At 59.6% G+C, this 24,019-nt stretch carries 21 protein-coding genes and 8 pseudogenes; 14 read left to right on the top strand and 15 right to left on the bottom strand.

Annotation, left to right across the window (positions count from 1 at the left end; all coding sequences use genetic code 11):
- Window positions 1-283 precede the first annotated feature (283 nt).
- Window positions 284-1,645: an acetyl-CoA carboxylase biotin carboxylase subunit family protein gene (locus tag X744_RS141810; protein WP_023762714.1), complete on the top strand. Its 1,362-nt coding sequence runs from the start codon at window positions 284-286 to the stop codon at window positions 1,643-1,645.
- Window positions 1,646-1,887: 242 nt separating this feature from the next.
- On the opposite strand, the gene X744_RS1000000175680 is transcribed toward X744_RS141810, so the two are convergent.
- The 6 genes and pseudogenes from X744_RS1000000175680 to X744_RS1000000172935 all read right to left on the bottom strand — a co-directional run bounded on the left by X744_RS1000000175680 (window position 1,888) and on the right by X744_RS1000000172935 (window position 4,852).
- Complete coding sequence (locus tag X744_RS1000000175680; RefSeq protein WP_245266860.1) at window positions 1,888-2,283, bottom strand: group II intron maturase-specific domain-containing protein; 396 nt, start codon at window positions 2,281-2,283, stop codon at window positions 1,888-1,890.
- A gap of 324 nt (window positions 2,284-2,607) precedes the next feature.
- Window positions 2,608-3,021 (bottom strand): annotated as a pseudogene (locus X744_RS1000000175675) (reverse transcriptase domain-containing protein); the annotation flags it as partial.
- Window positions 3,022-3,441: 420 nt separating this feature from the next.
- Window positions 3,442-3,699 (bottom strand): annotated as a pseudogene (locus X744_RS141815) (hypothetical protein); the annotation flags it as partial.
- A gap of 50 nt (window positions 3,700-3,749) precedes the next feature.
- Window positions 3,750-3,956 (bottom strand): group II intron maturase-specific domain-containing protein, encoded by a 207-nt coding sequence (locus tag X744_RS1000000172940; RefSeq protein ID WP_245266859.1) that lies wholly within the window; start codon window positions 3,954-3,956, stop codon window positions 3,750-3,752.
- A 100-nt stretch (window positions 3,957-4,056) separates the two neighbouring features.
- Entirely contained in the window at window positions 4,057-4,677 is a 621-nt protein-coding gene (locus X744_RS141820; RefSeq protein WP_023762710.1) for a recombinase family protein, read from the bottom strand.
- Window positions 4,664-4,852, bottom strand: coding sequence for a hypothetical protein (locus X744_RS1000000172935; RefSeq protein ID WP_084025743.1), 189 nt, complete (start codon window positions 4,850-4,852; stop codon window positions 4,664-4,666). The genes X744_RS141820 and X744_RS1000000172935 overlap by 14 nt, the downstream gene beginning before the upstream one ends.
- Before the next feature lie 315 nt (window positions 4,853-5,167).
- On the opposite strand from X744_RS1000000172935, the pseudogene X744_RS0138650 reads away from it, so the two are divergent.
- Window positions 5,168-5,395 (top strand): annotated as a pseudogene (locus tag X744_RS0138650) (transposase domain-containing protein); the annotation flags it as partial.
- 143 nt (window positions 5,396-5,538) lie between these two features.
- Window positions 5,539-5,751: pseudogene (locus X744_RS141825) on the top strand (IS110 family transposase); the annotation flags it as partial.
- 25 nt (window positions 5,752-5,776) lie between these two features.
- Here X744_RS141825 and X744_RS1000000172930 read toward each other — a convergent pair.
- Window positions 5,777-6,724: pseudogene (locus X744_RS1000000172930) on the bottom strand (IS630 family transposase).
- A gap of 419 nt (window positions 6,725-7,143) precedes the next feature.
- Between X744_RS1000000172930 and X744_RS1000000174160 the strand changes: the two are divergent.
- Window positions 7,144-7,296, top strand: a complete 153-nt coding sequence (locus X744_RS1000000174160) for a hypothetical protein (protein ID WP_156938643.1) — start codon at window positions 7,144-7,146, stop codon at window positions 7,294-7,296.
- 125 nt (window positions 7,297-7,421) lie between these two features.
- Here X744_RS1000000174160 and X744_RS141835 read toward each other — a convergent pair whose 3' ends face one another.
- Together X744_RS141835 and X744_RS1000000172925 are read right to left on the bottom strand one after the other, a co-directional pair.
- Complete coding sequence (locus X744_RS141835; RefSeq protein ID WP_031261286.1) at window positions 7,422-8,591, bottom strand: M20 aminoacylase family protein; 1,170 nt, start codon at window positions 8,589-8,591, stop codon at window positions 7,422-7,424.
- Between the two features lie 946 nt (window positions 8,592-9,537).
- Window positions 9,538-9,726: pseudogene (locus tag X744_RS1000000172925) on the bottom strand (transposase); the annotation flags it as partial.
- Here X744_RS1000000172925 and X744_RS1000000172920 point away from each other — a divergent pair.
- Window positions 9,634-10,272, top strand: coding sequence for a transposase (locus X744_RS1000000172920; protein ID WP_348626183.1), 639 nt, complete (start codon window positions 9,634-9,636; stop codon window positions 10,270-10,272). The pseudogene X744_RS1000000172925 and the gene X744_RS1000000172920 sit on opposite strands and share 93 nt — an antisense overlap.
- Before the next feature lie 311 nt (window positions 10,273-10,583).
- Here X744_RS1000000172920 and X744_RS0138635 read toward each other — a convergent pair.
- The 3 genes and pseudogenes from X744_RS0138635 to X744_RS1000000175670 form a co-directional block, all read right to left on the bottom strand.
- Window positions 10,584-11,597 (bottom strand): annotated as a pseudogene (locus X744_RS0138635) (IS256 family transposase); the annotation flags it as partial.
- A 64-nt stretch (window positions 11,598-11,661) separates the two neighbouring features.
- Window positions 11,662-11,975, bottom strand: a pseudogene (locus tag X744_RS1000000172915) (transposase); the annotation flags it as partial.
- A 38-nt stretch (window positions 11,976-12,013) separates the two neighbouring features.
- Window positions 12,014-12,157 carry a hypothetical protein gene (locus X744_RS1000000175670; RefSeq protein WP_245266861.1) on the bottom strand — a complete coding sequence of 48 codons (144 nt, stop codon included), beginning with the start codon at window positions 12,155-12,157 and terminating at the stop codon, window positions 12,014-12,016.
- Between X744_RS1000000175670 and X744_RS0138630 the strand changes: the two genes are divergently transcribed.
- Window positions 12,090-13,631 carry an ISL3 family transposase gene (locus tag X744_RS0138630; RefSeq protein WP_245266858.1) on the top strand — a complete coding sequence of 514 codons (1,542 nt, stop codon included), beginning with the start codon at window positions 12,090-12,092 and terminating at the stop codon, window positions 13,629-13,631. The genes X744_RS1000000175670 and X744_RS0138630 overlap by 68 nt on opposite strands.
- Window positions 13,632-14,067: 436 nt before the next feature.
- Here X744_RS0138630 and X744_RS141845 read toward each other — a convergent pair whose 3' ends face one another.
- Window positions 14,068-15,138 carry an NAD/NADP octopine/nopaline dehydrogenase family protein gene (locus X744_RS141845; RefSeq protein ID WP_023762695.1) on the bottom strand — a complete coding sequence of 357 codons (1,071 nt, stop codon included), beginning with the start codon at window positions 15,136-15,138 and terminating at the stop codon, window positions 14,068-14,070.
- A gap of 317 nt (window positions 15,139-15,455) precedes the next feature.
- On the opposite strand from X744_RS141845, the gene X744_RS141850 reads away from it, so the two are divergent.
- The 8 genes from X744_RS141850 to X744_RS141885 all read left to right on the top strand — a co-directional run bounded on the left by X744_RS141850 (window position 15,456) and on the right by X744_RS141885 (window position 22,192).
- Entirely contained in the window at window positions 15,456-16,427 is a 972-nt protein-coding gene (locus tag X744_RS141850) for a LysR family transcriptional regulator (RefSeq protein ID WP_023762694.1), read from the top strand.
- A complete protein-coding gene (locus X744_RS141855; protein ID WP_023762693.1) occupies window positions 16,424-17,893 on the top strand; it encodes an NAD(P)/FAD-dependent oxidoreductase in 1,470 nt (489 codons plus the stop codon). The genes X744_RS141850 and X744_RS141855 overlap by 4 nt, the downstream gene beginning before the upstream one ends.
- Window positions 17,890-18,372, top strand: a complete 483-nt coding sequence (locus tag X744_RS141860) for a hypothetical protein (RefSeq protein ID WP_031261280.1) — start codon at window positions 17,890-17,892, stop codon at window positions 18,370-18,372. The genes X744_RS141855 and X744_RS141860 overlap by 4 nt, the downstream gene beginning before the upstream one ends.
- Window positions 18,369-18,935, top strand: a complete 567-nt coding sequence (locus tag X744_RS141865) for a peroxidase-related enzyme (RefSeq protein WP_023762691.1) — start codon at window positions 18,369-18,371, stop codon at window positions 18,933-18,935. Before X744_RS141860 ends, X744_RS141865 begins: the two co-directional genes overlap by 4 nt.
- A 175-nt stretch (window positions 18,936-19,110) precedes the next feature.
- Window positions 19,111-19,851 carry an amino acid ABC transporter ATP-binding protein gene (locus tag X744_RS141870; RefSeq protein WP_023762690.1) on the top strand — a complete coding sequence of 247 codons (741 nt, stop codon included), beginning with the start codon at window positions 19,111-19,113 and terminating at the stop codon, window positions 19,849-19,851.
- Between the two features lie 16 nt (window positions 19,852-19,867).
- On the top strand, window positions 19,868-20,695 hold the full coding sequence (locus X744_RS141875) for a transporter substrate-binding domain-containing protein (RefSeq protein WP_031261279.1): 828 nt from the start codon (window positions 19,868-19,870) through the stop codon (window positions 20,693-20,695).
- A 67-nt stretch (window positions 20,696-20,762) separates the two neighbouring features.
- Entirely contained in the window at window positions 20,763-21,479 is a 717-nt protein-coding gene (locus X744_RS141880; protein ID WP_031261278.1) for an amino acid ABC transporter permease, read from the top strand.
- Window positions 21,480-21,499: 20 nt separating this feature from the next.
- Window positions 21,500-22,192: an amino acid ABC transporter permease gene (locus tag X744_RS141885; protein WP_023762687.1), complete on the top strand. Its 693-nt coding sequence runs from the start codon at window positions 21,500-21,502 to the stop codon at window positions 22,190-22,192.
- Window positions 22,193-22,935: 743 nt separating this feature from the next.
- Here X744_RS141885 and X744_RS141890 read toward each other — a convergent pair.
- Together X744_RS141890 and X744_RS141895 are read right to left on the bottom strand one after the other, a co-directional pair.
- Complete coding sequence (locus X744_RS141890) at window positions 22,936-23,175, bottom strand: DUF982 domain-containing protein (RefSeq protein ID WP_023762686.1); 240 nt, start codon at window positions 23,173-23,175, stop codon at window positions 22,936-22,938.
- Window positions 23,175-23,402 (bottom strand): hypothetical protein, encoded by a 228-nt coding sequence (locus tag X744_RS141895; protein ID WP_023762685.1) that lies wholly within the window; start codon window positions 23,400-23,402, stop codon window positions 23,175-23,177. The genes X744_RS141890 and X744_RS141895 overlap by 1 nt, the downstream gene beginning before the upstream one ends.
- Window positions 23,403-24,019: the final 617 nt, after the last annotated feature.

Genomic DNA, 24,019 nt, shown 5'->3' with positions numbered 1-24,019 from the left:
AAATGTGAGTCAGACCCCCGTTTGGACGAAAATCACCCCTCAAACAGGGTCCTCATTCCATGAAAAATCACAAACTTCCTCGTCGGCGCCGCGGAGGCCTCCTTACCAGGCTACCGGCAAGCAAAATGTTGCAACAGATCGTTCATATAACTTTACAGAACCTTTGCGAGCGCAGATCGCTGCCCATGGTACCTTCACCACAAAGGCTGAGGTCAGGGACGAATAAAGCGGATAGCTGTTTACGCTCAGCTTGCCGCACAGCACGCAACGGAGGTCGACGCCAATGGCAAGAAGAGCGCTTATCCTGCTTGAAGGCAGTACAAGGGGTCTTGGTTCGCGATACGTCCAAGCGGCCCAGCGACTTGGCCTTACACCAGTTACCCTGTCGGCTGATCCAGCTCAGTACGACTATCTTNACGTCCAAGCGGCCCAGCGACTTGGCCTTACACCAGTTACCCTGTCGGCTGATCCAGCTCAGTACGACTATCTTTCGGCGGAAAGGCTTGAGGCAATCCGTGTCGATACGAACGATCTCGATGCCCTGATCCGCGAATGTTCTCAGCTGCAGGCGAACTATGACATCGCTGGCATTACAAGCGACTGGGAGCCGTTTTATGCGACAGTTGGCAAGCTCTGCCGCCATTTCGATCTGCCGGGACCGAACCCCGCATCGATTGAACGATGCTGCGACAAATTCCTTCAACGTCAGCTCCTCGCCGAGGCCGGCGTTCCAGTACCTGCTTATCGTTTGGCAGCGGATGCGGCGGAGGTGGAAAGCGCTGCCGCGCAGATCGGCCTGCCGGTGGTTCTTAAGCCAGCCGTGGGTATCGGCAGCAGTGGTGTCCGATTGTGCCGCAACATCGATGAGTTAACTGAACACGGGACCTATCTGTTGGAAGGGAAGTACATATGGCGGTCCTTGCCTAGAATACTGGTCGAAGAATTCGCACAAGGCCCATACTACTGCGCTAACATAATGGGAAATGAAGTCATTGCGATTGCTGCCGCTGAGTTCGGCCCCCCACCGCATTTCGTCTTTCGTGAGTACACCCATCCGGCCCCGCTGACTGATGACGAGCATCAAAGTATCGTTGATGTTTCGCTGAGCTGTTTGCGAGCTCTCGGCCTTGGCTGGGGGCCAACGAACATCGAACTTCGGTGGACGAAGCGTGGCCCAGTCGTCATTGAGGTCAATCCCCGTCTTTCGGGCGGGGATCCTGACCTGGTCCAGCTGGCTTACGGTAGCGATCTCGTCACCGAGCACATCAAGCTTGTCATCGGCGAGGAATGGGATTTGCGCAGAAGGTTTTCAAAAACTGCGGCCATGCGGCTGCTGGCTCCTGATCGCGATGGCATCCTCGATTGGATCGATGGCGACAGTCGGGCGGCTGCCGTAGCAGGTGTCGCCGAGGTCCGATTGTATGTTGAACCCAAGACGCCGATCATCAGGAAAGGCGATTGGCTAGACTCGATCGGATGTGTCATCGCCTTTTCACCCAGCCCGGCTCAGACCAAGGCGATACTTCAGCATGCCGTCGACTTAATTAATTGGTCGATCACACCACTTCCGGCCCTTGCCGAACAGGAGCAATCAGCGACCCCCAACCTCCCCGAACCGCCACAGGTGGCGCCAGGTAACGGGTGATCGTCGCCGGAAGGAGCCCGATCAGCAGACTTGGGTCCGCTGCACACTCGAGGCCGTATAAGTGTGAAGTCGAAGCAGAACCGAATGCGATAATCGAACTTTTGGCGAGTTCGGCAGCCGATCTCTCGGCTCGGCCTCGAAGCTGGTCCCACGACATCCCGGCTAGAGCGGAATGAATTGAGGCTGAATCGGCGGGGATTGATCGAGATAGGGGGACGCCTCGCGACGCCGCCTCTCCCACATCACCGGGCATTCGGGTCCTTACCACGGCGTTTCGATCGGATTAAGCTTGGGCAGGGACTAGAGACGGGGAAGACCGAGCGACTCGAAGTTTGGTTGCGCAGGGCCTGTTGGACCGCCGGGTGTCCTGACATGCGCCAGAATCCCGTCGGTGAACCGGCAGCAACCGCAGCTCCGAACTTTGGCACGCCACGACGGCGCAGTTCCTTGAAGCGGTTGTGCCCGTTCCCACATTGCCGCCAAAGATACATGCGTAGTCTTCGGCGGATCCACACTTCCAAGTTCGTAAGCACCCGTGGGGTCTGGCAGAAGCCGAAGTAACCGCGCCATCCGATAAGGTATGGCTTCAGCTCCTTGATCAACTGCGGCAGACTGATCCCCCGTGTCCGGCGTGTCATGTCCCGGATCAGCGTCTCGAATTTGTCGAGTGCCTTCGGCGCAATGCGCCGCTCGCTCCCGTCATTAGAGATGCTGAACCCCAGGAACTTCCGCTCCTCCGGTCGCGCCACCGCGCTCTTCGCCTCGTGACCTTCAGCCGCAGCTTCTTGGTCAGGAACCGGCTGACGGAAGCCATGACCCGTTCGCCGGCGCGGTGGCTGCGAACATAGATGTTGCCGTCGTCCGCGTAACGGCAGAAGCGGTGACCACGTCGGGCCAGTTCCTTGTCGGAGGTCGTCGAGCAGGAGGTTGCTTAGGATGGGCGAGAGCGGACCGCCTTGCGGGGTCCCTTCGTCCACCGGACGGACCAGGCCATCCTCCATCACCCCCGCATTGAGGAATGCTCGGATGAGTTTGAGCGCACGCTTATCGGACACCCTCGCGGCAACGCGCGCCATCAGGCTATCATGATTAACCCGGTCGAAAAATCTTTCGAGGTCGAGGTCAACCACCTAGCTGTAACCCTCGGCAATGTAGCATTGCGCTTGGGCTACTGCCTGATGGGCAGAGCGTTCCGGGCGGAAGCCGTAGCTGTGCTCCGAGAACGTCGGGCCCCACTGTTCTTGGAGGACCTGCAGCAGGGCTTGCTGGATCAGTCTGTCGACGACGCAAGGTACGCCGAGTTTTCTGACCCCGCCGTCCGGCTTGGGGATTTCGACCCACTTGACCGGCTGCGGCTGATAGGTTGCCTTGAGCAATCGAGACCGAATGCCTGGCCAGTGCTCACGCAGGTGCCCTTGGCGTCGTCGATGGTCATCCCATCCACGCCTGGGCTACCTTGTTGCTTCGAACGCGTTTCCACGCTGTTTCCAGATTCTCTCGGCTACAGTCTCCATTAGTTGTTCTTTCCAAGCTGGGCTTTGGGGTGCCGACTTCGCCACGAGTGGTTCGGCCCCTTGGTAACCGCTGACAGGGGCTTCACCCCGGTACCTCGGTTCCAAGGCCAGTGAATACTGGGTCTTCTGCCGCTTTCCACTCATCAGTTGCCAGTCCTACTTGCCACTTCCAATCGTTCGGGCCTTCGGTCATCGTTTCCGGCTCGGCCTATCCGTTTGCTCCGCTGTGGCGCGACAATTCTGAGGCAATACGCCCTCGCAGCTTCATTGTCGCGCCGCAATGACGACTACGTCGCCCTCCGACAATGTCGGGAACAGCACCTGCTCGACATAGGCCAGGAACACGTTGCCGTTCATGGCGCCGTCGTAGACGAAGGGGGCAGTCATGCCCATCAGCCGCAGCGTTCCGGTGAAGGTCGTGGCCTTCCAGTGGCCATGCGGCACGCCGGCCCGGCAGCGCTCGCCGCGCGGCGCTCTTCCACGCAGGCGGGCCATCTTTGTGGAGAGGCCGGGGTGAGTAGGCCGGAGGAATTTCACCTGCCGGCCTCTCGCAGAACGGTGCGTGAACCTCTCGATTCACACCGCTCCAGTCAGGCGAACGTATTCGTTCCGAACACCTTCCAATGCACGAACAGTCCCGGATTTTCCCGTGCCAACTTTCTCAACAAGAGGCTGGCACGTATCTTATGGGACTGAAAGCGCTTGAACTTGCGCATGATCCAAGCCCTGAGCTTCCGGTTGACGTAGTCAGCCAGAGTGGACAGGGCCGAACGGCTGAACCGGCCGTAATAGGCTATCCATCCCCGAAGGAGCGGATTGAGCTGTTGGAAGATTTCAGCCAGCGTCCCGGCGTCTGCCGCGGTATTTTCAAGCTTTTAATCGTCGCTCGCATCGATTTCAGTGCAGCGCTGCCAAGCTCGCGGAAGCGCGAAAAGATGAGGCGGATCGCCTGCTGTACCCGAAGATCAGGATCAAGCCCCAGACCGTATTCACGATGCCAGATATAGCCGATCGGAACACTGAGGCGCAGTTCCCCCCGCCGCGCTTTGGCGCGAGCCGCGTCAAGCATCGCGTTCGCAAAATGCCGAGCTCAAACTCGCTGATGCTGCCCTTCATGCCCAACAGCAATCGATCGTTCGGCCGACAGGGATCGTACACCCCGTCAAGATCAATCACGCGCGCTTCAACCAGGCCGCACAGTTCCAGGAGGTGGTGCCAATCCCGGCCGTTACGGAAAGGCGCGATGCGTCGAAGCAGAGCACTGCGCCAACTTTGCTTGTGCACAGGCCGCTCACCAGTCGTTCGAAACCAGGGCGGTCGACCGCTAGCGGTCCGACCAAGGTCATCGTCGATCACCTCGACATCATGGAATCCCCAGCGGCGCGCGACATCGACAAGTTCATATTGTCGCCGCTGGCTCTCCAGGTTGTTCTGGACCTGACCCGGGGTCGACTGTCGAACGTAGACCACAGCCTTGCGCTTCAGCACCGTGGCTGGAAGGAGATCATTGCCCGTCATCGCTCGTCTCCTTCGTCGCGACGCCGGCCGCGGCCATCAGGAGGGTCGCCAACCTGCCAACAGCGGCGCTTCGGTCCGCGTCGCTCAGGCCTCGCATCTGCGGCGTATCGAGCGGCATACTCAGCTGCTGGGTCAGCACCGGTAATGTCGAGGGCGGTGGTGGCAAAGCCTTCATGGCGCGCCTCCTGGATGGCCATGAGTCCATCCGTCGAAGTCTGCCTGAAACCGCGCTCGGCAAGCAGTCCATCAAGCTCCATGAGCCCAATCACCGCAACGCGCGGTTCGCCCATCTCCATATCAGCGCAAAACGCCCGATCCAGCATCCACTCTACAACCTGAATGATCTCGCCCGGCCTAAACTCGACCCGAATGATCCAACCGTTAGCGCGATCCTCCCGACCTTCATGCCGAAAACGGCCGCCGTAATATGGATGCCAGCGATAATGAAACTCTACCACCTGCCCGACATGGGCAGAATGATCCTGCGACGGCTCTGGGAAGGCGCAACTGGACCTTCGCCGGTTCCCAGCGCGGGGCCGATCGTGCCGCCGTCATGCTTACCCTCATCACCACGGCACGCCTCAACGACGTCGACCCGAAAGTCTGGCTCGCCGACGTCCTGGCCCGCATTGCCGATCTTCCCACCTAGCGTCTGCACGAACTACTGCCCTGGCAATGGAAGCGCTTGCGCGAAGCCGCCAATCAGCAGGCCGACTGACCTTCACGCAACGCCATCATAGAGCCCGTTGCGCGCACGCGCGTGCCCAATCATGCGGCCTTGCTCGGATGCGTACGACGGAGCGGATCGAGGCCAAGACCGTGCAGCTCAGGAAGCTGGCGACAGAGACGGAAACAGTGCGGCGGCTGCAGACCATGCCGGGAGTTGGCCCGCTGACCGCGCTGGCGGTTGAAGCATTCGCACCCGACATGGCCAGCTTCAAACGCGGCCGGGACTTTGCGGCTTGGCTGGGCCTTGTCCCACGGCAGCATTCCTCGGGAGGCAAGGAACGGCTCGGGCGGGTTTCGAAGGAGGGACAAGCCGACATTCGCCAATTGCTCATCATTGGGGCCATGTCACGTTTGAACTGGCTGGAGCCTTTCACGTTTTGATGGAAGCGTAGCCGGCGTTTGCGAATAGTTGTTGCATTCGGTTGCCTCGATCGTTTCAACGAGGTGGCCGATGTGGCGCCAAGTGTCCTCGACGGTACGTTTCTGAGCTTGGCGCATCCAGTGTTTGATTTTGGCAAAGGCCTGCTCGATCGGATTGAGGTCTGGGGAGTAGGGCGGTAGGTACCAAAGCCTGGCGCCGGCCGCCTTGATCATCTGCCTGATGGCCGCCGACTTATGACTTCCCAGATTATCCATGACGACGATGTCGCCGGGTTTCAGCACGGTGATGAGCTGCTGCTCGACATAGGCGCGGAAGCATTGGCCGTTGATTGGCCCGTCGAAGACGCAAGGTGCCGCGAGCCTATCGCAGCGCAGCGCGCCGAGGAAGGTCAGCGTGCGCCAGTGGCCGTGCGGGGCCAAGCCGCGCAGCCGTTCGCCCTTCGGCCCCCAACCGCGCAGCGGAGCCATGTTGGTCTTGATCCAGGTCTCGTCGATGAAGACCAGATGCTGCGGATCGAGGCCGGCCTGCCAAGAGCGCCATCGCTGACGCCTGCGGGCAATATCAGCGCGCGCCTGCTCAAGGGCGAACAGCGTTTTTTTTGAAGCTCAGGCCCTCGCGCCTCAAGAACATCCAGACCGCGTTGTGCGAGACCTTGACCCCGCGTGCGGCTAACTCATCCTTCAGACCATGCAGTGTCAGATGCGGCGTCTCACGCACACGCGCCTCGATGAAGGCACGGTGCGGCTCCAGCACCCTCTTGCGATGTCCGCCCATCTTGCCAGGCGCAACCGAGCCAGTCGCCCGATGGCGCTGCAACAACTTCACCGCCGCCGAAACCGAAATGCCGAACCGTTTCGCGGCCGACCGGCGGCTCTCGCCACCCAAAACCGCCGCTACAACACGTTCGCGAAGATCATCCGAAAGAGGTCGCGTCATCCGATGCTGGCCTCCACTCCAGCCAGCATCTTGAATCACAAAACCGACTGATCCGGAATCCCCTTCGATTCCGTCAAATCAGGAACCGCTCTAGGTCGCAGATCGATCTCCGAGGGATCTTGGCTGGCGTATATGCTGGCGAGAAAGCCGCGCATGCTCGTGGCGATCGCCCAATGCGTTCGTTGTCGAGATTTGGACCTGATCTGCAGATCACCATACCGGCCCTTCTGGAAATGCCGCATATGAAGGCCTGACAGAAGACCGCACTCGATCACACGTCGAAAAGGGCCAGAAGCTCTTGCATTACGGGCGGCAACCACAGAAGGCTCCACAGCTAGCTCTCCATAGCGCCGATCTCTTGGAACCCGCCTGTCAGCAGTTCGAGAGCTTTGCTGCGCCGCTTTCGCGCGGAGGGCGGCATGAGGACGATCGCGGTCCGTTTACCAGTTCTCCGAACGCCAAAGCCGAGAAAGGCCTACAACCCGATCGAGCAGTTCTTCGTCAAGACCAAGCATCTGCTCGGACAGGCCGCCGGACCGCACCTCAGACGCCATCTGCACGCTATCCGCTAAATCCTTATTGCCGTCACCGCAAATGAGCGCTCCAACTACTTCGCGGAGGCGGGACATGGTGGGAGATGAAATCATCCCGCTCTCGGATCGCGCGATTGTCCCACACGCTCTTCGGTGTCGTCGCTTCAAGCGGCCAGAACCGTCTCAACCAGTTTCACCCAATAGCCGATGCCGTAAGGCAAGGCTTCGTCGTTGAAATCATATGCCGGGTGGTGCACGCCAGCGGTCGGTCCATTTCCAATCATAATGTAAGCGCCCGGCCGCGTTTCAAGCATGTAGGCGAAGTCCTCCGCCTCCATACTCACTCTGATGTTGTCGTCCACGGAGGCAGGTCCCACGAGATTGCGTGCCGCCGTGATCGCCAGATTGGTCCCCTCCGTATGGTTGAAGGTAACCGGGACGGATCGACGGTATTTGAACTCAACGTCCGCGCCGAATCCGCGCCCAATGCCCTGGGCGGCTGCCAAGATCTCTCGTTCGGCGAAGTCTTGCAGGTCGGGTGAGAGAGTTCTCACGGTTCCGGCGATTTCAACGTGATCGGGAATGATGTTGTAGGCCTGTGCGGCGTTCAACTTGGTGACTGAGATCACCAGCGATTCGATGGGATCGGTTTTGCGCGAGACCAAGGTTTGCAGGCCAATGATGATCTGTGCTGCAATGACAACGGGATCGATGGCCCGATGCGGCGAGGCCGCATGGCCGCCCCTGCCCTTCACGATGAGGTCGAAGTCGTCCTGCGAGCCCATGATCGGGCCATCGCAAATGCCGAACTTGCCGATCTCCATGCCTGGCATGTTGTGCATACCAAAAACCTGGGAGATGCCAAAACGATCCATGATTCCCTCCTGGACCATCCTCAGGCCGCCCGATGGCAGCTCCACTTCTTCTGCCGGCTGAAAGATCAAAGCGACGGAGCCCTTAAAGTTGCGCGTACTCGCAAGGTGTTTTGCGGCGCCCAGCAACATCGCGGTGTGACCGTCGTGGCCACACGCATGCATTTTGCCCGGTATTTGCGACGACCAGGGTTTATTTGACGCCTCAACGATTGGGAGGGCGTCCATGTCCGCCCTCAATCCGATCGCCGGTCCGTCTCCGCCTTCGCCTTGGATGAGTGCGACAATACCGGTCTCAGCTACCCCCGTTTCGATATGATTGATGCCGAACGAAGCCAGTTTCTCGGCTACGAACGTTGCCGTGTTGTGTAACTGATAATCGAGCTCGGGATTCTGGTGCAGGTAGCGACGCCACTCGGTTGCCTCGCTCTGCACATCCCGGAAAGTTTCAACGCTTCTCATGTTCCATCAGCCTTTTAGTTAGTCGTGTCGAGTCGTTTCGATGTTTCCTGCTGCGTCGCGTATTGTTGGTGCAAGAACAAAGGGGTAATAGTCCCCTTTTTGGGCGCAGGATGACCATCGACGTCATTCCCTTATTCAATCGGCGATCAGAATTCTCGGTCCAACGCTCCTTGCAAGGATGATGCATGTGAGAGAACAAATTGCGTCAAACTGGATCGGCTTTTGAGATGGACATCACACAAAGCAGGACGGTTTGAAATGTAGCTTGGTTTGACACGCACTTGGAACCTACCGAAGGAACCCAGATGAGCGTATGGACCACGTTTCCTCATTTCTTCTCGATAGGATGCGGCGATTTCTCGCGGATCGAACGTGTCTTGCAGAGAGGGTTCTGTGAGGTCCGTCGGCGCGACGGAGCGAGCCGGCTGATTGTCGGGCCTCATTGCAAGCCGGATTGAGCGAAGCTGCGGGTCGGTCTGGCCCTATGGGGATTGTAGCCCGGAGGAGCGGCGGGATTGTCTTTGCCAGGCCGATGAACGGCGTTGCGGTTCGACTACAGCGATGGACAGCATGGAAGGCAAACCGTGATGGCGTGAACCGTCAGACAGGCAGCAGTGGCCTCTATCGCCGGGCTGGCTGCTTGCGGCTTTGTGCGGTGGGACAAAGGTCTGGGTGCCGGCGCGCATGGCGACGGGTGCCGAACCAGATGATGTGGACGCACCCGGCGTGATCATGAGTGTCTTTCCAGAAGGGGTTCGGCGGCGCCTGCCCGCATCGCCAGGTGGCGAGCGTGACCATCGCCCCTCCGCAGCATGGGCAGCGATGCGTCAACGCCAGGCGCTCGGCGGCGACAGCGGCGCTTTCGGCTCGGTTCGAGATTGTTCGACTGCTGGCTTGCCAGCAGTCGGCGGCACAGGCCGAGCTTGGCGGCCCGTTACCCCATCTAGTGGCGGATGCGGTGGAAGCCGTCGGGCAGCGTGTGCAGGAGGAAGCGGCGGATGAACTCATGGGCATCGAGTATCATGACCTTCGTCCTGCCGCCATGACGATAATCCCGCCAGCGGAACGCGACGCGGTCGTCGGCCATGCTGACCAGCCGGGAATTGGCGATGGCGACGCGATGGGTGTAGCCGCCGCCGTCGGCGATATCCACCGCTTCGGCGAACCGCAGAAGCTGGTGAGCTACTTCGGCCTCAATCCGCGTGTGCGCCAATCCGGTCTTGGCTTGGCGCAATATGGCCGGATCAGCAAACATGGGCGTTCCCATGCCCGCGCCATGCTGGTCGAGGCCGCCTGGGCGGCGGCGAAGGCGCCCGGACCGCTCAGAGCCTTCTTCCTACGCATCCGCAACAAGCGTGGCCATCAGGTCGCAGCCGTGGCGGTCGCCCGTAAGCTCGCGGTGTTGATCTGGCATCTGCTGACAAAGGAGCAGGACTACTTCTGGGCTCGCCCGGCGCTGGTGGCGGCAAAGCAGAGGCAGCTCGCTCTCAAGGCTGGCGCGCCGGGCGAGCGCGGTGTCGGTCGCCGCGGTTCGGCTTATGCTTACAACGTGAAGGAGTTGCGAAACAGCGAGAAAGCCGCGGCCGAGAATGCCGAGCGTGCGTACGAGCTAATGGTTCGGCATTGGCGGCCACGCGGGCCGAAGCGGCGCACGGACGCCACAAAGGAGGAACGACTATAACGGCTGCGTGGCGGCACTCTCATCCTCTCGCACCACTCTTTGCCTCGCGGTCGTCCGTGCCGGACAAATATAGCATAACGAATGTGCCGGCACGACCGCCGCCTCGGTCCGCTCCAGACTGGCGCCGTGCTCGACCCAGTCAAGGCGTGGCCTGGAAACCTCGCAGCCGGCCGTGCCGCCATCGCACCGGCCAGCCTTGACTGCGTCTCGACACGCTCGCACGGGAAATCCTGTGGGCCGGGACGAAGAAACAGGCTCACCTGAGCCGAACAAAGAAACGCAACAGGAATCGAAAAGCCGAAATCAGGCTTGTCGATGTCATCCGTGGTGTAGATGATCCGCCGCACGCTTTCTGGGAAGGCGAAGAACGGCACGACGTGCTGCCAGTTGCGCCGCCAGCTCTGAGTGATCGCGGGATATCGCTGGCCCCAGTAGCCGGCCTCGAAATTCCTCCAGGCCTTCATGCCGGCTTCGGCGTCCTTGGCCCGGTAGATCGCGCGCAGCGCCGGCACGACGGGCTTGCGGTCCTTCCACGACACGAACTCCAGGGAATGGCGGATCAGGTGCACGATGCAGGTTTGAACCACGGTTTGGGGGAAGACGGCGTTGATCGCCTCGGGAAAGCCCTTTAGGCCATCGACGACGGCGATCAAGACGTCGGCGACGCCACGACTCTTCAAGTCGTTCATGACGCGCAGCCAGAACTTGGCGCCCTCGGTCTGCTCGATCCAGATGCCGAGGATCTCCTTCGTGCCATCCGGCAGGATGCCGAGCGCGATGTAGACGGCCTTGTTCCTGACGAAGCCCTCGTCCCTGATCTTGACCCGGATGGCATCGAAGAAGACGAGCGGATAGACCACATCCAGCGGGCGATTCTGCCACTCTGCCACTTCCTCCAGGACAGCGTCGGTGACGGCCGAGATCAGGTCCGGCGACACGTCTATGCCGTAGAGCTCGTCCAGGTGGCCGCGGATCTCGCGCACCGTCATGCCGCGCGCATACATGGAGATGATCTTGTCGTCGAAGTCTGGGAAGCGACGCTGATATTTGGCGATCAGCTTCGGATCGAAGGTTCCGGCACGGTCGCGCGGGATCCTCAGCGTCATCTTCGATGTGCCCGTCAGCACCGACTTCCGCGAATGGCCGTTGCGACGATTGACGTTCCCCTCGGTGCTCTCGTCCTCAAGGTGCTCGTCGAGCTCGGCGCTCAAAATGCGCTCCGAAAGCGCCTTCTTCAGGTCGTCAAGCAGACCCTCCTTAGCGAAAACCTCGTTCGGATCACGACCCGCAAGCAGTTGGTCCAGAAGTTCCTTCTCAATAGCCATGTGATGATTCTCTCTTTTCCATCATCATGGCCTCGCGCACAGAATTCCTGACAGTCCCCCTGCGGCCTGCCGCAGGCGGCTTGGCATAGACGACCCATTCGAGGCGACGGACTTCGGCGAGCAAGCGAGCGAAGGCATCGGGCTTTGCCAGGTGGGCGAGATCGCCGAAGAAGCCCAGCCGGCCCGCATCATGGGCCACTCGCAGTTCCTCCAGGAAGCGGCGGCGAAACAAGCGAGAAAGCACGCGCACGGGTAAAAAGAATCCCGGCCTGCACGAGATCCACCGTGTGCCGTCGGGCGAGACGCCACCGCCCGGCACGATGCAATGCAAGTGGGGTGGTAGGTGAGAGTCTGGCCCCAGCTGTCAATGACCACGGAATCGGGACCCTGGTTTTTCGCGCAAAAGGGGGTCTGACTCACATTTGATGATTTTGCATGGCGGCGTGGTGCTGTTTTCTGAGGGGAATCAGCACCATGGTGAGAAATTTGCGTTTGTCGTCCTTGATCCCGGCTGGATTGGTCGTCGAGGCCATCGCTGAGAACGAAGGAGTGATCGTCATTACCGCGCGGTCAGGTACGTCGGCGCGGCCTTGCCCTCTTTGCCGCAGAGTGTCGAGCCGGGTCCACAGCCGCTATGTTCGACGCGTGTCCGATCTTCCCTGTAGTGGGACGAAGGTAGAGCTCCGCCTCGTCGCGCGGCGCTTCGTCTGCGATGCTACATTGTGCCGACGACGAATCTTCGCCGAGCGCTTTGACGACAGTGTTGTCACCGAGCGATCGCGCCGGACCTCGCGATTGGAGTGTATCGTTCATCATCTTGGACTGGCGCTCGGCGGCCGGCCGGCGGCTAGTTTTGCAAAGCGGCTGATGGTTCCGGTCAGCAATGACACATTGCTACGGGTGGTGCGGCGACGGGCCTGTTTACGAACAGATCCTATCAAGATTGTCGGCATCGATGACTGGGCCTATCGCCGTAACCATCGCTACGGCACGATCGTCTGCGATCTGGAGCGACGGCGGATCGTGACGTTGTTGCCCGACCGTGAAGTTGCCACCGTCGAGGCTTGGCTTGCCGATCACCCTGAGATCGAAACCGTCTCGCGCGACCGCGGCGGCGGTTACGGCGAAGCCACCGCCAAGGCATTACCGCACGCGGTTCAGGTCGCCGACCGCTGGCATCTCATGGAGAATGCGAGCGCGGCTTTCCTCGACGCCGTTCGCAAGTCGATGCGGATAATCCGAACTGCGATCGGCGCTACGACGATCAATCCCGACTTGCTCACCTACGTGGAGAAGCTGCAATACGAAGGCTATCNTCTGCGGCGTGAGGAGACAAACGCGGCAATCATGAAACTTGCCGGCGAAGGCATCCCCATCAAGGAGATCGTGCGCCGCACCGGTCACAGTCGCAAACTCGTACGCCAAGTGATCCGTGGCCAGCGAACCGATATTTTCCGCGTCCGGCAGAGTTCGCTCGAGGCATGGTTGCCGTTCCTGGATGGGCAATGGATATCGGGCTGCCACAATGCAAGCGAGCTCTGGCGGCGGCTGAAGACAAAAGGCTTTCGGGGACGCCTGGGCGTCGTCAGCGAATGGGCAAGGCGACGGCGTCGTGCCGAGCAGGCATCCGATCAGCAACTCCACAAGGTGCCGTCAGCCAGAACGATCGCGCGGCTGATGACGACGGCCCGTGATCATCTGAGCAAAGCCGACACGGTCATGATCGCCGCCATCGAGGCGGGCGTGCCCCTGCTGGTGGAAGCACGCAATCTGATCGCCGGTTTCCATTCCATGATCCGCAAGAAGCTTGCCGATGATCTCGANCCGTGGATCGCCGACGCCGGCAAAAGCCTCATCGCATCTTTCGCCAAGGGCATCATTCGCGACCATGCCGCCGTCCGCGCCGCGATCACCGAACCATGGTCCAACGGTCAAACAGAGGGACAGATCACCAAGCTCAAGCTTGTGAAACGGCAGATGTATGGACGCGGAAAGCTCGACCTCCTGCAAGCCAGGCTGATCGGTGCCATATGATCCCGAACTTCATCGAGAGTGCGTCAGACCCCCTTTTGCGCNCTCCTGCAAGCCAGGCTGATCGGTGCCATATGATCCCGAACTTCATCGAGAGTGCGTCAGACCCCCTTTTGCGCGAAAATATGGGGTCCCGATTCCGTGATCATTGACAGAGATCGCTCCTGCCGAGGCTCCGGCCATTGCTGCAGCGCCTGCCACCGAAGCAACCTCGGAAGCCCCGATCCGGCCAGATGGAAGGCAAGACGAGCTATCCTTCACGTTGGCGCCAGGCCAGGGTGCCGAAGTCAAGCTCGTGATGCGGCAGGGCGCCATATAAGAACGGAAGCCGATCCGTCGGCTTCCGCAACAAACTTGCAGCCGCTTGACTGGAGATGAGAGCGGGTTGATTGACGCGTATCGCTGTCCGGTTGCCCGCGTCATCATCTGTGAAGAGTCGCTAAAAACCCTTACGGCAAAGGTTCTCCAGATCCACTTTTCCTATTCCTTCGATGCCGAGCGCAGGAAGGATATCATTGTCTGCCTTAAGATCGCGACCGTAGGCTGCAGAGAATATCGAAATTCCAGCCTCATGGAGGATCGCTGGGTTTCCGCTGATCTTCCCCAAGAGTGCCGTCGGCAGCAGCCCGAAGGGAACGTCCTCCAGAACATAGCGGCTTTCGATAGTTGACGGGCCCAAGCCGCCGCGGCCTTGGCGATCCATCTCCTGATTCATTTCCGAAACAGTGGCCATGGGGACGTGAAACGACAATGAAAAATGCTCTTCAACCGTGCGCACGGCAATTCCAAAACGAGCGGCGATCGCCAATCGTTCCGCATCCAGAGCCTCGATAAAGCGGCCGACAGCCGGCGTGACATTTCCGGCCTGGCTCCACTGCTCTCCCTTCTCCATGCGTGTGAGATTAAGAAGAGCGATCCCGAGATGGTTCTGCGGATTGAGGTTGCTGAGCGCGATAGCAAGCATGCCGTCGCGCTTGACGAAACGATCTCCAAACAGGGTCGTGCAAAGTCGGAACCCTTGGTTCATCGCGTCGAACGGGAGCGTCGCGACATCGACCTTCTGGCGAACACTGGCAACGTGGACTTCTGTTGGCCCGGACTGACGGCCGGTCACCAACGTCGTGCCCCAGACGACGATCGGCAGGCGAACCTTGCGTTCCGCCAATTGCCTGGAGAGATACAGCGCGCCGAAAGAACTGTGAGAGCTGATGATTACCGGCATTCCCTCCCTCAGATAAGGAGCGGCAGCATCCACCACTTTCTTGTGCCCATTAGCCGGCAGCGCGACCATCACAACGTCTGCTGCGGCAATAGCCTCTTTACAATCCTTGGCGATACGCGCCGACACCGTTGCCTCGACAGCGCCCGTGGCCTTTAGCAATTCGCCGGTGGCCAGTGCCTTGGTGCGCTCTCCCGACGGCGACCAAAGCATTGGATCGTGTCCCGCCTCCGCCAAGCAGGCAGCAAGGCCGTAAGCAATTGCGCCGGCCCCCAGAATACTCACCCGCATAGGATTTCTCCTGTTCCAGTCTTTACGATCGCAGCGGGGCGAACGCCATTGCATGCACGGCCAGCAGGCAGGCACAACTCGATTGAAACCTATCGCTTCCTTGAGCCTCGCTACCCAGGAATCGCTCCACGGGGTTCAGCTGGAACGCGTTCGAGCCACATGGCCGAGACGACCGACGACGCTCCGTGGGCTTGCGTATCATTCCGACCGTATGGCGAATCTCCGAGGCGTCTCCGGCCATATTTCATTTCCGCCTTGACATATATCAAAACTGCATGAGACGATCTTACTCATACACAATGCGCATGTAGGCGTAAATGGAAACACGAGATCTCCAGGCCTTTCTTGCCGTTGCCGCCAACGGCAGCATCACCAAGGCTGCCGCGATGCTCGGGTGTTCCCAGCCTTCGGTCACACGCACCATTCAGGATCTTGAGGCGGAGCTCGGCTTCGAATTGCTGCACCGTGTCGGTCGCCGGGTGCAGTTATCCGAGGAGGGTGTGGCTTTCGAGGAGGAGGCGCGGCGCTTGCTGATGTCCTTCACCGAGCTTGCCGCGCGGGCCAAGATGATTGCCGCCGGCCGAGGGCGGATCCTGCAGATTGTTACCACCTCCGCGATCGGAACCGGCTTGATCCCGACGGCCATGGCCGAACTCAAAGGTGTCGAGCTTCCGCACGAGACGCATCTCGGGCAGTTTCTGCCCTCGATCGTCGCCCAGGAGGTGCGCAGCGGACGTGCCGAGATCGGGTTTTCAAGCTTGCCGCTCGATACGCCTGGTCTGGATGTGCTGCGGCTTTATTCGGCGCCTGATGTTGCTGCCGTGCGGGAGGACGATCCGCTGGCTGAACTTGACGTCATACCGCTTTCCGCTTTTGCCGGTCGACGCGTCGCCACACTGCTCAACCCCCTACGTTTCCAGTTGCATGTCTCAAAGGCCTTGGCGGCCAGGGGCATCGACACCGGGCCAGTGATCCGGACGAATACTGCATATGGCGCGTTACAGATCGTGCGTCAGACCGGTGCGGCCGCCGTCATCGATCCCCTCACCGCTTATGGCGTCGCCTTGCCCGATGTCGTCATCCGCCCGATCGACGCAACCGTTCTCTTTTATTGGGGCGTTGTGGCTGCCGAAAAACGTCCGCTTCGTCCAGTCGCGCAGGCGTTGATGGATGCGGTCGAGGCGGTGGCCGAACGGTCGATCGTCGGCTTCAAGAAACTCGATCCGGCCCTGGCTGGCCAATTGGTGAGCGATCCTGCGTCCGGCACAAATTACGGAACGGGAATATGAAGCATACCCCCGCCGCGCCAACGTCGACAGGTCTTGCTGCGCTCGAAGCACAGCTCGCGCAGGATCTCGACTTTCTCGAACTGCCCGCCAAGCCATGGGTTCCGGCGCGTTCACACGATGGCGTGCCGGTCCGCGATGTCGTGGTCATCGGCGCCGGCATGTGCGGACTTGCTGCCACGGCAAAGCTGGTGCTGACCGGGATAAGCAATGTCGTGGCTTATGATGCGGCTCCGGCCGGGCTCGAGGGACCATGGGTGACCTTTGCCCGCATGCAAACGCTTCGGTCGCCGAAAACCCTGCACGGTCCGTCGCTCGGCCTGCCGCAATTGACGTTCCGCGCCTGGTTCACGGCGCAATGGGGCGTTGAGGCCTGGCGGTCGCTGGATAAAATCCCCAAGGGCCAGTGGATGGATTACCTGGTCTGGTACCGCAAGGTTCTTGGCCTGCCGGTGAGCAACAGCGTGCGCATGACCGGACTGACAGCCGTGGGAGATCTGATTGCGATCGATATCGATGGCGCGGAAACCGGCCGGGTTCTCACCCGTCGTCTCGTTCTGGCCACCGGTCGGTCCGGGTTGGGCGGTTTTGCCGTCCCCGATTTCCTCAGCGGCATCGATCGCGCCTATTGGGCCCATTCTGCCGACGACATCGATTTCGATGCGCTGAAAGGCAAGCGTGTGGCGGTGATCGGCGCTGGTGCTTCGTCCATGGACAATGCCGCAACGGCACTCGAGGCGGGAGCCGGCTCTGTCGACATGTTGATCCGGCGCAAGGAAATGCCGCGCATCAACAAGCTGACCGGCATTGGCAGCCCGGGTGTTGTACTCGGCATGCATCACTTGCCCGACGCCTGGAAGTGGAAATTCTTCGATTATACCGCCTCGACCCAGACACCGCCGCCCCGTTCATCGACACTTCGCGTGTCTCGGCACCCCAATGCTCGGTTCCTTCTCGACTGCGGCATAGTTGCGGCGAAGGAGGAGGCCGGGACCCTGCTGGTGGAAACCACGCAGGGGCCGATGCGCTACGACTTCCTGATCGCGGCAACCGGCTTTTCAAATGACTTCAGCGGCCGGCCGGAATTTGCGGCGATCGCCCCACATATCCGCACCTGGTCGGATGGCCGATATAGGCCGGATATGGGGCCGGCTCGTGCAGGCATGTCGGACGCGCCGGATCTCGGTCCCGCCTTCGAGTTTCGCGAACGCGTCCCCGGCTCCTGCCCGATGCTGGCGCATATCCACTGCTTCAACGACGCCGCCATGCTGACCCATGGCAAGGTCTCCGGCGATATCCCGGCCGTCACCGCCGGGGCCGACCGTCTGGTCCGCGGCATTGCCGCATCGCTGTTTGCCGAGGATGTCGAAACCCACTTCGCCAATCTGATCGCCTACGACACGCCCGAACTTCTGGGCGACGAATGGGTCGATTCAACACCCTTGCTGCAGAGGGAGGCCGCGTGGTGATCGACGCAATTGACAAAGCCGCCGGTCTTTCGCCGGACGATGAGCTTTTCAGAGCGCGTCGGTTTCGGCCGGAATTCGTGCAAGGGGCCGAGGAATGTCGCATCTCCGTACTGCACCCCGCCCACGACCAAGGTTTGGCGCCGATTTTGCGAGTTGCTCTTGCTCGTCGCATGGCCGCCCTGAATGGCGATGCTGCCTTGGTAGAGCAATTTGACACGCAATTGGCTCAGCTTGATGCGACAGGGCAGCTTCTGGCCGTGGCCCAGGGCGAAACTGCTCTGAAAGAGCCATTGGCGACTATCGCCCGGCACGCCGACCTGGTCACGTTGACGCCGAAAAAGGCGCAGGCGAGCGACATCGCCCTGCTTGCCCAGGCCGGATTGAGCAATCCTCAGATCGTCGCGCTCTCCGAACTGATTGCCTTCGTCAATTTCCAGACGCGGGTAGCGACCGGTTTGCGATTGATGAGGTCGTCATGATTTCCTCGGTGCGCCTGAAGCCGCTGAACTGGCAGCCATACATCGCGCCGGTCGAGCTGTCCGAGGCCACGCCGGAACAGCTCGATGCGATGAAGGTTACGCCCTCCGCCAAGAAAGTTTCGGAATATGTGCGAACCCTTGCCCATGACCCAGAGAGCTATCTTGCCCGCACCATCTTGTTCAACGCAATCATGTACGTCGAGGGTGGGCTCGCTCGTCCCGATCGCGAACTTGGCGCGTTGGGAGCCTCGATCGTCAATGGCTGCAAATTCTGTGCCGTTGTCCACGCCCGCAGGCATGCAGAGCTGACCAAGAGCGACCAAGTGGTCACCACGCTGTACCTCGACAAACCCGAAAAGCTTGGGCCGCGCGATGCGGCAATCTACAGCTTTGCCCGCCGCCTGTCGGCGGCGCCGTCGGAAGCGACGGCAGACGATATCGCCGCGCTGCGATCCGTCGGCATGAATGATGTCGAGATCATCGACCTTGTCCACGCCATATCGATCTTCGGCTGGGCAAACCGGCTGATGCACGTTCTCGGCCATGCGCAGACCGGGAAATGACATTGCGCACCGTCACCGCACCCATGCCAGGCGTCTCCAATCAGAGCCGGCTGAACCGATGGCTCATAGGGATAAGAGGGAACCAAAATGCAGATGAGTTTTTGGCTACTCCGCAATCATCCAGCTGTTCTGGCTGTCCGTCCCTCCTCTAGGAAATGAAGGACACCAATCAGAAATGCTCGAGCTCAAAGACATAAGACTGTCCTATGGAACCACCCAGGTCCTGAACGGCGTCAATCTTTCGGTGAAACGCGGAGATGTGGTGTCGATCATCGGCCCTAGCGGCACCGGCAAGACCACGCTGCTGAAGTGCATCAACTATCTGGCCAGGCCCTCATCCGGGACTATCGCGTTCGATCAGATCCAGATGGACTATCAGCGAGCCGACAAGAATGCTGTCCAGGCGATCCGATTGCGGACAGCAATGGTCTTCCAGCAGTTCAACGTCTTCAAGAACATGACGGTCATTCAGAACGTCATGGATCCGCTGGTCGTGGTGCAGCGCAAATCCAAGGAAGAGGCTCAGGAAATCGCGCTCAGAGAGCTCGACCGGGTCGGCCTCTCCTCCAAGCGAGACAGCTATCCATCCCAGCTCTCGGGCGGCCAGCTTCAGCGTACAGGCATCGCACGTGCGCTGGCAGTTCGGCCGGATGTGATGCTCTTCGACGAGCCGACGTCATCGCTGGATCCTGAACTTGTTGGCGAAGTTCTGAAGGTGATTAGAGACGTCACATCGTCTGGCATCACTTCGCTCCTTGTGACCCACGAGATGCAATTTGCAAAAAGCATCTCTAACCGCATCGTTTTCATGGATCGGGGCGTCGTTGCGGCCGATGGCAGCCCGGCTGAGATCTTCGATTCACCGTCCAGCCCAAGGCTTGCTCAGTTTCTCAGTTCTGAACACTCACTCCAATAAGAAGGGAACATAAGCAATGTCTGCAATCAAATTCAGTTCTTCCCGTCGATTCGCTCTAGCAGTAGCGGGCGGCATGGCAATCGCCCTCGCAAGTGCGGGGTCCAGCTTTGGTGAGGGCGTGCGGACCATCAAGATCGCAACGTCCGCAGAATCCAAGCCGCTGGCCTGGGGGGCGATCGGCGTCGAACCACAAGGATATGAACCCGAACTCCTCAAAGCGATCAACGCAAAGCTGCCGCAGTACAAGTTCGAAATGGAAGGTGTCTCGGACATCGCTCAGGAAACCGGCCTTGCCACCGGGAAGTACGACATCGCGGTCGGCGGCTACTACAAGTCGCCCGAGCGCGCCAAGCAATTCATCATTCCGGAAAACCCGATGGGGGCCAGTCTGATGAAAATCTACAGCAAGAAAGACAGCGGCATCAAGGAAATGAAAGACCTGGTCGGCAAAAGGATCGTTCCGACCACAGCCGGCGGTGGAACCTACAAGTTCATCATGAATTGGCAGAAAGAGAACCCACAGTACAAACTGGACGTCACGGCGTCGAGCGCGGGCATCCCTTACCCGAACCGCCTGGACGAAGTTCAAAACGGCAAGTTCGACGCATTGGTTTTACCGTCTAATCTCGGTGAACAGGCCGTTATCGACAATAAGAAGCTCGATATTGTCGCCTCAGATCCCGTGTACAGCAACAATACCTACATGCTGATTCACAAGTCGGATGAAAACAAGGTCCTGGCCGACGACATCAACAAGGTGCTCAAGCAACTGAAGGACGACGGCACGATCGACAAGCTCTCACAGAAGTGGTTCGGCGAGGACATCGTAAAGTACATGAAGTAACAAGACCGCCCTCACCGCATTTGGATAGTCAACGGCAAGGCTAAATCGCAAGAAGGAGCGTGTCAAAGTGGATGTTTCTGCTATGATTCCCGAGTTGCTCTCGGCGTTGCCGCTGACGCTCGCCATCACGTTTACGGCCCTCATTGCTGGGTTCTGCCTGGCTCTCCTCGCGACAACTCTGCGGGTTCACAGGGTGCCAGTGATCAGCCACCTGGCGGACCTCTACGTATCCTATGCCCGCAGCGTTCCTGTCGTCCTCCAGTTGTTCGTCGCATTCTACGGGCTTCCCTTGTTGGTGGTTCTGTTCGGCTCCGAAGACTTTTTCTCGCCGACGATCGCCGCGATGGTGGCATTGAGTTTTTACCACGGCGGCTACCTGTCGGAAGTCCTCCGCCCTGCATACCTGGCCGTCGATCGCGGCCAGCATGATGCGGCCGACAGTCTTGGATATACCTTCCGCCAGAAAATCACTCGCGTTGTCGGCCCGCAAGCGGTGCACTTTGCGTTGCCCGGCTACGGGAACTCCGTCATCTACCTGATCCATAACGTTGCGCTGGTGATGTACATCGGAGCGGCGGACGTCATGGCGACTGCGCATTTGATCATGGAGCGCGACTATAATCAGTACCAGTTCGAAACGTACCTCGTGCTGGCTGTCATCTATTCAGTGATGTGCCTGATCGCCTGGCTCATCGTGCGCTTCTTCGAGCTTCGCTCCCCGATGCAGGCACCAGAGGCAACGGCAAAAGCCCAGATCAAGAACGCGCTCATCGCGAGCGCCTGACGTAACGAGGGTATTCGACCATGTTTGATACCGACATTTTGCTCCAAGACTCGCAGGAAATTCTCGGCGCCGTACCTGTAACGCTTGCCATGGCGTTCACGATTTTCGTCCTGTCGACGATCGTCGGCAGCCTTTTTGCGCTCGTCGAATATAGGCGGATCCCGCTACTGCGGGAGCTTGTCGTGACCTATAAGGTCGTGTTCAAGGGCGTCCCGATGGTGATCGTTATTTTCCTGGCCTATTTCGGTCTTCCCCCGGCGCTCCAGTTTCTGTTTTCATTGGTCGGCATAGACTTCAACGCCCACGAAACGCCCAACTGGGTTATCCTTGTCATTGCGATAACCGGCTGTGTCGCCGCGTTTCAGGCGGAGATCATCAAAGGAGCCCTCAACGCCTTTGACACGGGTCAGTCCGACGCGGCCTATTCGCTGGGCTATACGAAGGGCCAACTGTTTCGACGGGTGCTGTTTCCCCAGGTGGCCCTCACGGCAATTCCCGACCTGACCACCTCGATGATGGTCATCATGAAGGCGCTCTCGCTTGGATTCGCCATCGAGGTCGTCGATATATTCGCGCAGTCCCAGCTGACCGCAGCGTTGAACTTCTACTACCTCGAAGCCTTCGTGATTGCCGTCGTGATCTACATGGTGATCGCCTATGTCGTCACACAGATCGCCGACAGGCTGGAGCAATCCCTGCGGGTGCGGACGTGAAGGCAAGCCTGTGGCACAGGATCGCCAGGCTTCGGATATCGAGCCGCACCTGGGAGACAATTCTTTTGGGAATGAAGAGCTTGAGGCGAACCTCAAATAGCCGATGTATGTACTGGTGATTTGACGCGATCCATAGACAGCGTTCCTCCGCTATCGTAATCCCGACGCGACGATGTGCATGCTCGGACAGGCGTTCGCCGCTGCTCTGTTCTGCAGCTCGGGCTTAAACCCATCGAACCGAACGGGCTGAGTGTTGCCTTCGGGAGCAACGCTCATCATCGGCGCAGCGGAACGCCATGAGCAATATCTGGTCGCTCGTGTCGCCCTCAGTGGCTTTCTTGGGCTAGTCCAACGTCGGGACGGTGCCGGAGGCGCAAACAAGCGACAGCACCGCTGGGGCGATTGTTCGCCTCCCTCGGCCAATGCCTGTCCTGCCAACTCGTCGATGATGATCAGGCAATCCGGCCCCTCTCCGAGTGACAGGGTCATGGACAGCGTGACCGTAGCGGAGCGCGATGCCCAAGGCTGAACGGCAACATGGCGCAACTTTCAGGCCTCATCTTCAGCCAGTTTTCGCAAGTCGTTCAGACTAATTCTTCCGCCGACTGCGGCAGGAGGGGAAGAACGGACATCTTGAGCCCCCCTGCCCCGTCCTTAAGGTAATCCATAGCAACTATCTTGGATGCACGGTGAACACTCATGGAAAATGTTCGGGATTAAGCATCCGATACTTCGCCTGCTTTTTAAGCAAGCAGCACGCCCTCCTCAATGGCAGCGAGCCTGAAGCACCGCCGGGCCTCCTGAGGTGTTGCTCGATCACCCAGAGCGGCCCTGCAAACGTCCGTCGCAACCTTCCACTTAGGGCCACGTTTGGTCCACTTGAAAAGATGCGCGGAGGCTGCCTCGACGTTGTTGACGTTGTAGGTCGTACCGGCGCTCTTGCCGCTGATAGGGACCGGAGGGTCGAACCAGTGAAGGCTCATCAGACTTGTCTGAGATCGAAACACACGAATTGCCCATGGAGCGTGGCTCGGTCCATGATGGTCTCGACCAATTCACAGTCGGTCACTTGTAGATCGGGGTCAGCTTTGCGGACTGCGGCAACGATGTCTCGGACTGAGACGATGCTGCCGACCGGGATGAAATGGATCGCCGCCTCGACCAGCTCCCTTGCGGTGGTCAGGGGCTTCAAGACCGCTTGAGATTTCATCGCACCCTCCCACGTGGGAGAACCCAGCCGGTCATCTGATGGGTCACGAGATGAAGAAATCAATGCACCTCGACCTTCAAATCTAACACTTTGTGAAGGTAATGACGGGTTTCATCGGACGCAATCATCTGCCGAACAGCGTTCTCGGCCGACATCTGCCCTGATCGATAGTGGTCGGCCATGATTGGGAACTACTCCACCCCTAGCGTCAAACTCGTTCAGGACATTATGGTTCCAATCAGAGATCACCTCGGCCGACCCTGCGTTTCAAGTCGATAGCGTTCAGGATGTCTACCAGATCGTCGGGCATACTCCATGTCGAGATCGACGGCTGGGTAGCCATCGAACACAGCCGGAAGCCCGGTGAATAGGTCGAACACCGTCCAGGTCTCGTTCGATTCCTGCCTGGCGTCGTACCGCAGGGATACCATAAGGGAACTCTAATGTAGGTCGGGAATGTTTGGTAGAAATTTCGGGGCCCAACCGAGAGAGAAGCAACGCGCGTCGACCCCGTGCGCCCTTTCTCTTTCACCACAGGACCCGGGGGCAGCCGACCAGAGCTTTGACCGCTTTAGGAGACGCACGGCGAACCTCAACAGCAATTCATCGTTGACGCC

It is taken from the genome of Mesorhizobium sp. LNHC252B00 (assembly GCF_000502955.1).
Taxonomy (GTDB): domain Bacteria; phylum Pseudomonadota; class Alphaproteobacteria; order Rhizobiales; family Rhizobiaceae; genus Mesorhizobium.
The sequence above is the reverse complement of the archived record's forward strand: the minus strand, read 5'-3'. Positions and strand labels throughout refer to the sequence as shown.

Excerpts from the sequence above, each read along its gene's own strand:
- X744_RS1000000175680 (WP_245266860.1), bottom strand. The coding sequence starts at position 2,283 with ATGACACGCCGGACACGGGGGATCAGTCTGCCGCAGTTGATCAAGGAG.
- X744_RS141820 (WP_023762710.1), bottom strand. The coding sequence starts at position 4,677 with ATGACGGGCAATGATCTCCTTCCAGCCACGGTGCTGAAGCGCAAGGCT.
- X744_RS1000000172935 (WP_084025743.1), bottom strand. The coding sequence starts at position 4,852 with ATGAAGGCTTTGCCACCACCGCCCTCGACATTACCGGTGCTGACCCAG.
- X744_RS1000000174160 (WP_156938643.1), top strand. The coding sequence starts at position 7,144 with ATGAGGACGATCGCGGTCCGTTTACCAGTTCTCCGAACGCCAAAGCCG.
- X744_RS141835 (WP_031261286.1), bottom strand. The coding sequence starts at position 8,591 with ATGAGAAGCGTTGAAACTTTCCGGGATGTGCAGAGCGAGGCAACCGAG.
- X744_RS1000000172920 (WP_348626183.1), top strand. The coding sequence starts at position 9,634 with ATGACGATAATCCCGCCAGCGGAACGCGACGCGGTCGTCGGCCATGCT.
- X744_RS1000000175670 (WP_245266861.1), bottom strand. The coding sequence starts at position 12,157 with ATGACGATCACTCCTTCGTTCTCAGCGATGGCCTCGACGACCAATCCA.
- X744_RS141845 (WP_023762695.1), bottom strand. The coding sequence starts at position 15,138 with ATGCGGGTGAGTATTCTGGGGGCCGGCGCAATTGCTTACGGCCTTGCT.
- X744_RS141850 (WP_023762694.1), top strand. The coding sequence starts at position 15,456 with ATGGAAACACGAGATCTCCAGGCCTTTCTTGCCGTTGCCGCCAACGGC.
- X744_RS141855 (WP_023762693.1), top strand. The coding sequence starts at position 16,424 with ATGAAGCATACCCCCGCCGCGCCAACGTCGACAGGTCTTGCTGCGCTC.
- X744_RS141865 (WP_023762691.1), top strand. The coding sequence starts at position 18,369 with ATGATTTCCTCGGTGCGCCTGAAGCCGCTGAACTGGCAGCCATACATC.
- X744_RS141870 (WP_023762690.1), top strand. The coding sequence starts at position 19,111 with ATGCTCGAGCTCAAAGACATAAGACTGTCCTATGGAACCACCCAGGTC.
- X744_RS141875 (WP_031261279.1), top strand. The coding sequence starts at position 19,868 with ATGTCTGCAATCAAATTCAGTTCTTCCCGTCGATTCGCTCTAGCAGTA.
- X744_RS141885 (WP_023762687.1), top strand. The coding sequence starts at position 21,500 with ATGTTTGATACCGACATTTTGCTCCAAGACTCGCAGGAAATTCTCGGC.
- X744_RS141890 (WP_023762686.1), bottom strand. The coding sequence starts at position 23,175 with ATGAGCCTTCACTGGTTCGACCCTCCGGTCCCTATCAGCGGCAAGAGC.
- X744_RS141895 (WP_023762685.1), bottom strand. The coding sequence starts at position 23,402 with ATGAAATCTCAAGCGGTCTTGAAGCCCCTGACCACCGCAAGGGAGCTG.